Origin of the sequence: Chitinophaga sp. (assembly GCF_036569125.1) — a bacterium.
In the GTDB taxonomy this organism is placed as follows: Bacteria; Bacteroidota; Bacteroidia; order Chitinophagales; family Chitinophagaceae; genus Chitinophaga.
On the sequence record NZ_DATCRF010000258.1, the window covers coordinates 1 to 8,141 of the forward strand.

Annotated in this window: 4 protein-coding genes and 1 pseudogene; 2 read left to right on the forward strand and 3 right to left on the reverse strand. The window is 48.6% G+C overall.

What is annotated here, in order from left to right:
* Positions 1 to 324 (forward strand): annotated as a pseudogene (locus VIM87_RS09525) (SusD/RagB family nutrient-binding outer membrane lipoprotein); the annotation flags it as partial.
* Between the two features lie 140 nt (positions 325 to 464).
* Here VIM87_RS09525 and VIM87_RS09530 read toward each other — a convergent pair.
* Together VIM87_RS09530 and VIM87_RS09535 are read right to left on the reverse strand one after the other, a co-directional pair.
* Complete coding sequence (locus VIM87_RS09530) at positions 465 to 1,721, reverse strand: YeiH family protein (RefSeq protein ID WP_331996764.1); 1,257 nt, start codon at positions 1,719 to 1,721, stop codon at positions 465 to 467.
* A 230-nt stretch (positions 1,722 to 1,951) separates the two neighbouring features.
* Positions 1,952 to 3,184 carry a nucleoside recognition domain-containing protein gene (locus VIM87_RS09535; protein WP_331996765.1) on the reverse strand — a complete coding sequence of 411 codons (1,233 nt, stop codon included), beginning with the start codon at positions 3,182 to 3,184 and terminating at the stop codon, positions 1,952 to 1,954.
* Between the two features lie 413 nt (positions 3,185 to 3,597).
* On the opposite strand from VIM87_RS09535, the gene ychF reads away from it, so the two are divergent.
* On the forward strand, positions 3,598 to 4,701 hold the full coding sequence (gene ychF / locus VIM87_RS09540; protein WP_331996766.1) for a redox-regulated ATPase YchF: 1,104 nt from the start codon (positions 3,598 to 3,600) through the stop codon (positions 4,699 to 4,701).
* Positions 4,702 to 4,792: 91 nt separating this feature from the next.
* Here ychF and VIM87_RS09545 read toward each other — a convergent pair whose 3' ends face one another.
* Positions 4,793 to 7,684, reverse strand: coding sequence for a TonB-dependent receptor (locus VIM87_RS09545; RefSeq protein ID WP_331996767.1), 2,892 nt, complete (start codon positions 7,682 to 7,684; stop codon positions 4,793 to 4,795).
* Positions 7,685 to 8,141: the final 457 nt, after the last annotated feature.

The window sequence follows — 8,141 nt, forward strand, 5'->3', positions numbered from 1 at the left end:
ATCAGGGCCAATATGGATAAAGTAGGCGTTAGCGCCGCCAACCGCGATAGTTATGTAAATAATGCCGCTGTAAGTGTAGGCGCCGCCAACATTACCCTTGACCTGATCATGAAAGAAAAATACGTAGCCATGTTCCTGAACCCGGAAGCATGGGTAGATGCAAGAAGGTTTGATTATAAGTACAAGGATTTTCACCTGCCGGAGAATGCCGTGTTAAGCACCTTCATCCGCCGGGTAGCTTACCCAACTATTGAAACCAGCCGTAATGCCGCGAATGTACCGCCAGTAGGGGCGTTGTCGGATAAGTTGTGGTGGGATCAATAAATTAATAATGAATAATTGAGAATTAATAATTAAATGCAGCGACTGTTAACCTGCATTTTAATTTCAAAATAAAGGAGGCAAGTATTCGTGTAATACTTGCCTCCTTTATTATTTATTATTAATTCTTAATTATTAATTATCTACCCCGCTAATCTTCCAAAAACGAGATACGCCACCACCAGCGTAAAGAAAATATTAAACAGCTGCGCAATAATAAACGCCATGGCAGGGCGGCCGTTCTCCATCTTAAAAATATCGGTGAACTTGGTTTCCAGCCCTATACAGGTAAAGGCCAGCGCAAACCAGTACGTTTGCAGCTCTTTCAGCGATCCTTTGGCAGCAGCTACCACATCCCGCGGCAACACAAAGGAAAATAACAGGGATGCCAGTACGAAGCCCAGCACAAATTTGGGAAAACGTTCCCAGATGGTTTTCAGCCCCGGTTTTTTATCAGCGCTCACCTCTTTTTTAGTAACCGTCCAGTATACGGAAATAAAGAATGCGGCAAGACCTAACAGTACGTTCTGCGAAAATTTCACCAGGGTAGCGTATTTCAGCGCTTCTTCGCCCAGCAGCGTACCTGCTGCTACCACGGCGCCGGAAGTATCAATGGTGCCGCCCAGCCAGGCCCCGGCCACTGCGGGCGACATACCCGCCCAAATAGCAATATAGGGCATGATCAGCATCATGGGAATGGCTACGATCAGCACCAGCGATATTACATGCGATAATTTACGGTTATCGCCCTCGATAGCGCCGGAAGTAGCAATAGCAGCCGATACCCCGCAAATGGATACCGCGCTGGAGATCATCATCCTGAACTCATCATCCAGCCCCAGCTTTTTACAGATCCAGAAAGAGAAATACCATACCGTAAATACTACCACCACAGATTGCAGGATCCCCAGCCCGCCGGCATTGATAATATCCTGGAACAGCACATTGGCGCCCAGCAATATCAAACCGATCTTGATGAACAGCTCCGTTTGTATTGCTGGTTTCAGCCAGGCAGGCACGCCCAGCACATTGTTAATGAAAAGGCCCAGCAACAGGCTGAATAACACCACTTCAATACCAAAGTCCTTAACAACTTTGTTGCTGGTGATCAGCTGTGCTACTAAGGTAATAAGCACAATACCCAGCAGGCTTACTGCCAGCTTTAGGGGTTGCATGTCTTTGGCCAGCAGGCGCGCCAGCAGCAGGCTGCCTAAAGCCCACAGGAAAAGGATGCCGGTTTGGCGTAACAGGTCAGGGCTTGTAAGCTGCGCCCATAAGCCGCCGCCGGTATTCCAGGCTCCAAATTTTGGTAACGCCGGTTTAAGGCCGCTACATACCAGTGCAATTGTCAGAAAAGCAATAATAACGGCTATCCAGTCTTCGTGGAGAGACTTCTTCATAGTCATGAAAAGGTTTTGATATGAGATAGCGCATGGTGGGTGCGAATTTGCAAGATACAAATCAATAATTAATAATGAATAATTAAGAATTAATAATCATGGAAGAAATAATCCACCTAATGGAGTACCCAGTTATTGCACAACGAAGTAAAAGCAACCATCGCACAACAATCCCTGCGATTATTAATTATTCATTCTTAATTATTAATTAGGTAGCGGTGGTAGCAGTGCTAATGAAAAAATAGATATCCCAGCACCACCGCCGCTATTACCCCAACAACATCTGCAATCAAACCGCAGGTAAGGGCATAACGGGTGTTCTTGATATTTACAGAGCCAAAGTACACGGCCAGTATATAAAAGGTAGTTTCGGTAGAGCCCTGCATGATACAAGCCAGGCGGCCCGCAAAGGAATCAGCGCCGTAATGCTGCATGGTATCTACCATTAACCCGCGGGCAGCGCCGCCGCTCAGGGTTTTCATGAGGCCTACCGGTAACGCCGGTACGAAGTCTGTATTAAAGCCCATCCAGGCAAACAGGCTGCCGATGCCATTCACGATATAATCCATACAGCCGGTGCTGCGGAATGCGCTGATAGCAACCAAAATGGCCACCAGGTAAGGGATAATGGATACTACGGTCGAAAATCCGTCCTTGGCCCCATCAATAAACACTTCGTACACATTGATCTTTTTTACGAACCCCAGCACCAAAAAAGAAACCAGGATAGAAAAGATCACCAGCCCGCCCAGCATACCCGTATAGGTAGCTACTTCGGCAGGTGGCATATTGTGCATCCAGGCGTACAAGCCCCACATCAGCAGTCCAAAACCACCTAAGAACACCAGCATGGGCAGGTTAAACAGGTTAATGCGCTGGTACAGCGCCACGGCTATAATACCGCTGATGAAGGAAATAAAGGTGCCGATCACCGTAGGAATAAAAATATCTGCCGGGTTGGACGCTCCATTGGCTAAGCGCATAGCCATTACAGAAGTAGGGATAATGGTCATGCCGGCCGTATTCAGCACCAGGAACATGATCTGGGCATTGGTAGCAGTATCCGGGGTAGGGTTCACCTCCTGCAGCTCTTTCATGGCCTTCAGGCCTACGGGGGTAGCGGCATTATCCAGGCCCAGCATGTTGGCGGAAAAATTCATCACAATAGAGCCCATAGCCGGGTGCTGGCGGGGCACCTGCGGAAACAGGCGGGAGAACAGCGGATCCACCGCCCGCGCAAAAATGCCGATCATACCGGCTTTTTCGCCTATGCGCATAATGCCCATCCAGAAGGTCATGATACCGGCCAGGCCCAGGGATATTTCCGCGCCGGTTTTGGCGCTGTCGAACATACCGGTCATCAGGGTAGAGAATACGGTGGTATCATGCAGGAAGATCAGGCGGATCAGCGCCACAATGAACGCGATCACAAAAAAAGCGATCCAGATGTAGTTTAATGCCATAGTTGTTATTTAGTCCACGGTCGATGGTCCATAGTCCATGGCCGTTCCGCGTATGATTTATATTGCGCTTAAATGTTATAGACAACCCTCTGTTGTCCATACACCATCTGCCAAATCTAAACGCTAAAATTGTAAATTAAAAATGATATGTGGAAATAGTCCATAGTCGATGGTCCATGGTCCATAGCGTACTTCGGCTGGCCGGCAGTCCATGGATCACGGCTTATAGTGCATTTTGCACCAGAATTCCCCGCAAATCTTCCTCCCCGCAGCAGGCAATGGACCATCAACCATGGACCATGGATTTCTCCTTTCCCCGCAAACCCGCCACCCGCACCGTTCTATGGACCATGGACTATGGACCATCGACTATTCAACTATTTCCCCTATCTTTGCGGGCAAATTTTTAAAAAATGGCGTTGCAAGCAGGAATAGTAGGATTGCCGAACGTAGGAAAATCAACTTTATTTAACGCAGTTAGTAACAGCGCCAAAGCACAGGCCAGCAACTACCGGTTCTGCACCATTGAGCCGAACGTAGGCCTGGTGGATGTGCCGGATGCCCGCCTGTTCAAGCTGGAAGAGCTGGTAAAACCTAACCGCGTAGTACCCACTACCATCGAATTTGTGGACATTGCCGGCCTGGTAAAAGGCGCCAGCAAGGGAGAGGGCCTTGGGAACAAGTTCCTGGCCAATATCCGCGAGGTAGACGCCATTGTACACGTGATCCGTTGCTTTGAAGACGATAATATATTAAGGGAAGAAGGTCCTATCAACCCGGTAAGCGATAAAGAGATCATTGACACCGAACTGCAGCTGAAGGACCTGGAAACCGTGGAAAAGAAGATTGCCCGTACGGAAAAGATGGCCAAAACCGGCGGCGATCCTAAAGCCAAAAAGGAATACGAAACCCTGAAACAGTGCCAGGAATGCCTGGAGCAGGGTAAGAACATCCGCTCCCTGGGATTAAGCAAGGAAGACCGCAGCGCTATTGCCGACCTGTTCCTGTTAACGGAAAAGCCGGTATTATACGTAGCTAACGTAGATGAAGCCTCCCTGCATACCGGCAACAAATTCTCCAAAGCCCTGGAAGAATCCGTAAAGGGCGAAAACGCACAGGTAATTGTTATGAACAACTCCATTGAAGCCCAGATCTCCGAAATGGAAGATCCGGCCGATAAAGAGCTGTTCCTGTCAGAATACAACCTCACAGAGCCCGGCCTGAACCGCCTGATCCGCTCCGCCTACAAACTCCTGAACCTGATCACGTATTTTACGGCTGGGGTACAGGAAGTACGCGCCTGGACCATCCACGAAGGCTGGAAAGCGCCGCAGGCCGCCAGCGTGATCCACACCGATTTTGAAAAAGGCTTTATTAAAGCAGAGGTGATCGCCTACGACGATTATGTGAAGTATGGCTCAGAAACTGCTGCCCGCGATAACGGCCGCCTGCGTATTGAGGGTAAGGAATACCTGGTGAAGGATGGCGATGTGATGCACTTCAGATTTAACGTATAGTTTAAAGATATCCCAACTCGGTTGGGGGTTACAACAAAATAGAAGGTCCTGGCATAAGCCAGGACCTTCGCCAATTTAAGGAGTGAGTAAGCTATAAGTTATACCCCAGGGAAGCATAGTATTGCGCTCCCACGGTAGGATTACCCCATGATTGTATATATGTTTTCTTCAGGATATTAGCGCCGCCGATCTTCACGGTGGTTTTCGCTTTCGGGAAGAATTTGCTGATCTGTGCATCCAGTGTGCCGTAGGCAGGGATCTCGCTGAGGGCGCGTGTATTCACTGCAGGAGATACGAAGGTGGAGTTCCAGATGAACTTATCCTGCCAGCGCCAGGTAACATTAAAGCCGAAATTAGAGCTGGCAATGTTACGGTTGCCTACGTACAGGTTGTAGCGCACTTTAGGCGTGTTCCACATTACGCCTGCGCTGGTCAGCCCTTCATCATCCCGCAGGTCGTTATAGGAAATATTACCACCTGTTACAAAGTTCAGCGGCAGGGAATAGTCTATGCCCAATGCCCATCCCCAGGATTTAATATCCCTTTCAAGGTTTACCGGGATGGAGTAGATCTGGCTGCCGCCGGCGCCGTCCGGTTTTACCAGTGCCTGCACGCCGTTATAATTCTTAAAGTTATTGCTGTATACATAAGCGTCCACCAGCACCTTATTAGCAAACAGGCCCTTATAACCTACTTCAAATGCTACAATGCGCTCCGGTTCAAAATCGCGGAACTGGTATTGCTGCGGGTTGCCTGCCTGTACGGATTCCAGGGTATATATTGGTCCGTTCTTCAGGCCGAAGCGGTCTATCATTAAGGGAATGCCGCCAATCAGGCGGTACTGCGGCGTCTGCAGGTCAATATACTGATCCTGGCAGGTGGGGATGCGGAAACCGGTTTGATAGGAAGCGCGGATGTTATGCGTTTTCAGGAAGGTGTATACCGCGGAAAGGCGGGGGCTGAACTGTCCTTTAAAGTTCTCGTTCTTATCGTAACGGATGGAGCCTGTGAGGTGTATGTGATCTTCTACCAGGCTTTTTGCCACCTGCACATAACCGCCGTATTCATTAATGCGGAATTCTTTGCCGTTATCATCCAGGGCAAAAAGAGAGCCGCCGGAATTGAGGGCATATATGCGGTAGTTGCCGCCCACCAGCACTTCAGCAAAAGGTATCAGGTCGCTGAAGTTATACATGAACTCTGCCTGGTACAGGTTTGTTTTATCATTGAACTTGGCGCCTACACCCCTGGCATCGCCGGGAATGGCTTTGCTCTTAACGGTATCAGCCGCATTGTCAAAGGCGGCCGTGCCGGGCATCAATCTGCCCTGATCAGCAGCGGCTCTTGCACTATTATGGAAATTGGTTGATCCTCCTTTTGCAGCAGCGGTGGCGGCAGCAAATGCCTGCGCCGGGTTCTGGCCTTGCTGGAGCGCGGCTTGAAAAGCCTGACTGAAGGTACCTAATGCGGCCCCCGCATAAGCGCCAAAATACTGGGCAAACCAGCCATTAGCGCCGGCGCTGGGTTTCCAGGCTTCATTAATACCCTGGGCCAGGGTGCCGATGGCGTAGCTGTCGCCCGCCCTTTCCTGGGTGGTGTACAGGCGTACGTAGAAGTTGCTGCCTTTCAGCTCTGCCTTATATTGACCCATGCGGAAGTTTTTAATAGAGTAGCGGTCTGCACCGGTATATACTGTAGTACCGGTACCATAGCTGCCCTGTATAAATGCTTCCAGGTTATCCCTGATACGGTAGTGGATGGCGCCGTTGATCTTCATGTTCTTGGTATTATAATCTGCCAGGGAACGTTCATCGTAACCGGTGCGGGATACAAAGGTGTTGGCGCTGTCCGGCATAAAAGCATTAAAGATCTGGCCCGGGGTGATCAAACCACCGGTAGCGGCAGAAAGCTGCGCAATACCCATACCCAGCGGATTGTTGGGCGTAAGCGCTGCGGGCCGCAGGTTAGCGTACATGTTTACATTGGTCTCATCGCCATAGGTATTCACCCCGTTATAGGCCGGGTTATTGGCGCGTGTGCCATCCTGCAGGTTATGGCCATTCAGGATGCTCTGGTCGCGGTTATCATAAGCCTGCCAGTCATCAGCTTTGATGTAGCCAAAGTTCACTTTAAAGGCCCATTTGTTATTGAAGGCATGCGCGTAACGCACCGTTATATCGTAGTAGCCGGTGGTGGCTTTGCTGCGGCCGTCATCTGATAATATACCGGATTTAACATTAGCGCTCAATCCCTGGTGTTCAAAAGGATTTTTACTGTTCATCAGCACAATGCCATTCAGCGCATTTGGCCCGTACAGGGCAGATGCCGCGCCGGGCAGCAGCTCCACGTTATCCATATCAAGCTCAGTAATGCCTACTATATTACCTACAGAAAAGTTCAGACCGGGCGCCTGGTTATCCATACCATCGATCAGCTGCAGCACGCGGGTATTACCATTGCTGTTAAAACCGCGGGTGTTCACTGATTTAAAGGTGAGGCTCTGCGTACTCATCTCTACACCTTTCATATTAGCCAGGGCATCGTAGAATGTTGGTGCAGGGGTAGCTTTAATAGCACGAGAATCCAGCTTTTCAATAGATACCGGTGATTGCAGGATGCTTTGCGCTACGCGGCTGGCCGCTACTACTACTTCCTGTCCCAGCACTTCAGTGGATGACAGCTGTACGCTCAGCGATTCGCCGGCATTGCTTACCAGCACTTCTTCACTTTTAAATCCTACATAGGAAAATACCAGCGTTAATGGCAAGCTGCGGGAGGTGTTAAGCTTAAAGTTACCGCTGGCATCTGAAATAGTGCCGCTCAGGGAGCCTTTCACGCTAACGGTTACACCGGCCATTTTTTGTCCGGTAGTTTTGTCGGTGACCGCGCCACTGATGGAAATTTGTTGTGCTTGTGTTACAGACCATAGGGAAATAAATAAGAATACGGCACACAAACAGGTTTTAAGGAAAGTGTTCTTCATACCAGGTAGAATTTATGTTTTGGTTGAGCTGGGGGATGTAGGTTATATTTATTTTTACTAAAAATAACGAATGATTGTGAATTAACAATTAATTATTATGTGGTAATGAGGGGGTGGAATTTTGGGTTAAAAACGGTGTATTTTGCTGATTTGAGATTTAACCCGGTTGTAACATTACATGAAAAAGAAATTGATAATAATATTATTGCTGTATGTTATTCCTGTGACTTCCTGCAATAGAGTTTTTTTAGCTAAGAAATCAAGGATGTTTTATTTTCAGGATGAACGCCTTAGATTCAACCGGTTGTATTACAGGGCTTGCAATGTAGAGAAAGAAGCAGGGCTGAAACCTGATCTTGTATGTTAACTAAATTATTTTAACAATGTCCGTAATAGAGGTTTTACATGAAATTATACCCATTGTAATTGGCATTGTGATGATCGCTGCTTTTTTTGT

Excerpts from the sequence above, each read along its gene's own strand:
- VIM87_RS09535 (WP_331996765.1), bottom strand. The coding sequence starts at position 3,184 with ATGGCATTAAACTACATCTGGATCGCTTTTTTTGTGATCGCGTTCATT.
- VIM87_RS09545 (WP_331996767.1), bottom strand. The coding sequence starts at position 7,684 with ATGAAGAACACTTTCCTTAAAACCTGTTTGTGTGCCGTATTCTTATTT.
- VIM87_RS09530 (WP_331996764.1), bottom strand. The coding sequence starts at position 1,721 with ATGAAGAAGTCTCTCCACGAAGACTGGATAGCCGTTATTATTGCTTTT.
- ychF (WP_331996766.1), top strand. The coding sequence starts at position 3,598 with ATGGCGTTGCAAGCAGGAATAGTAGGATTGCCGAACGTAGGAAAATCA.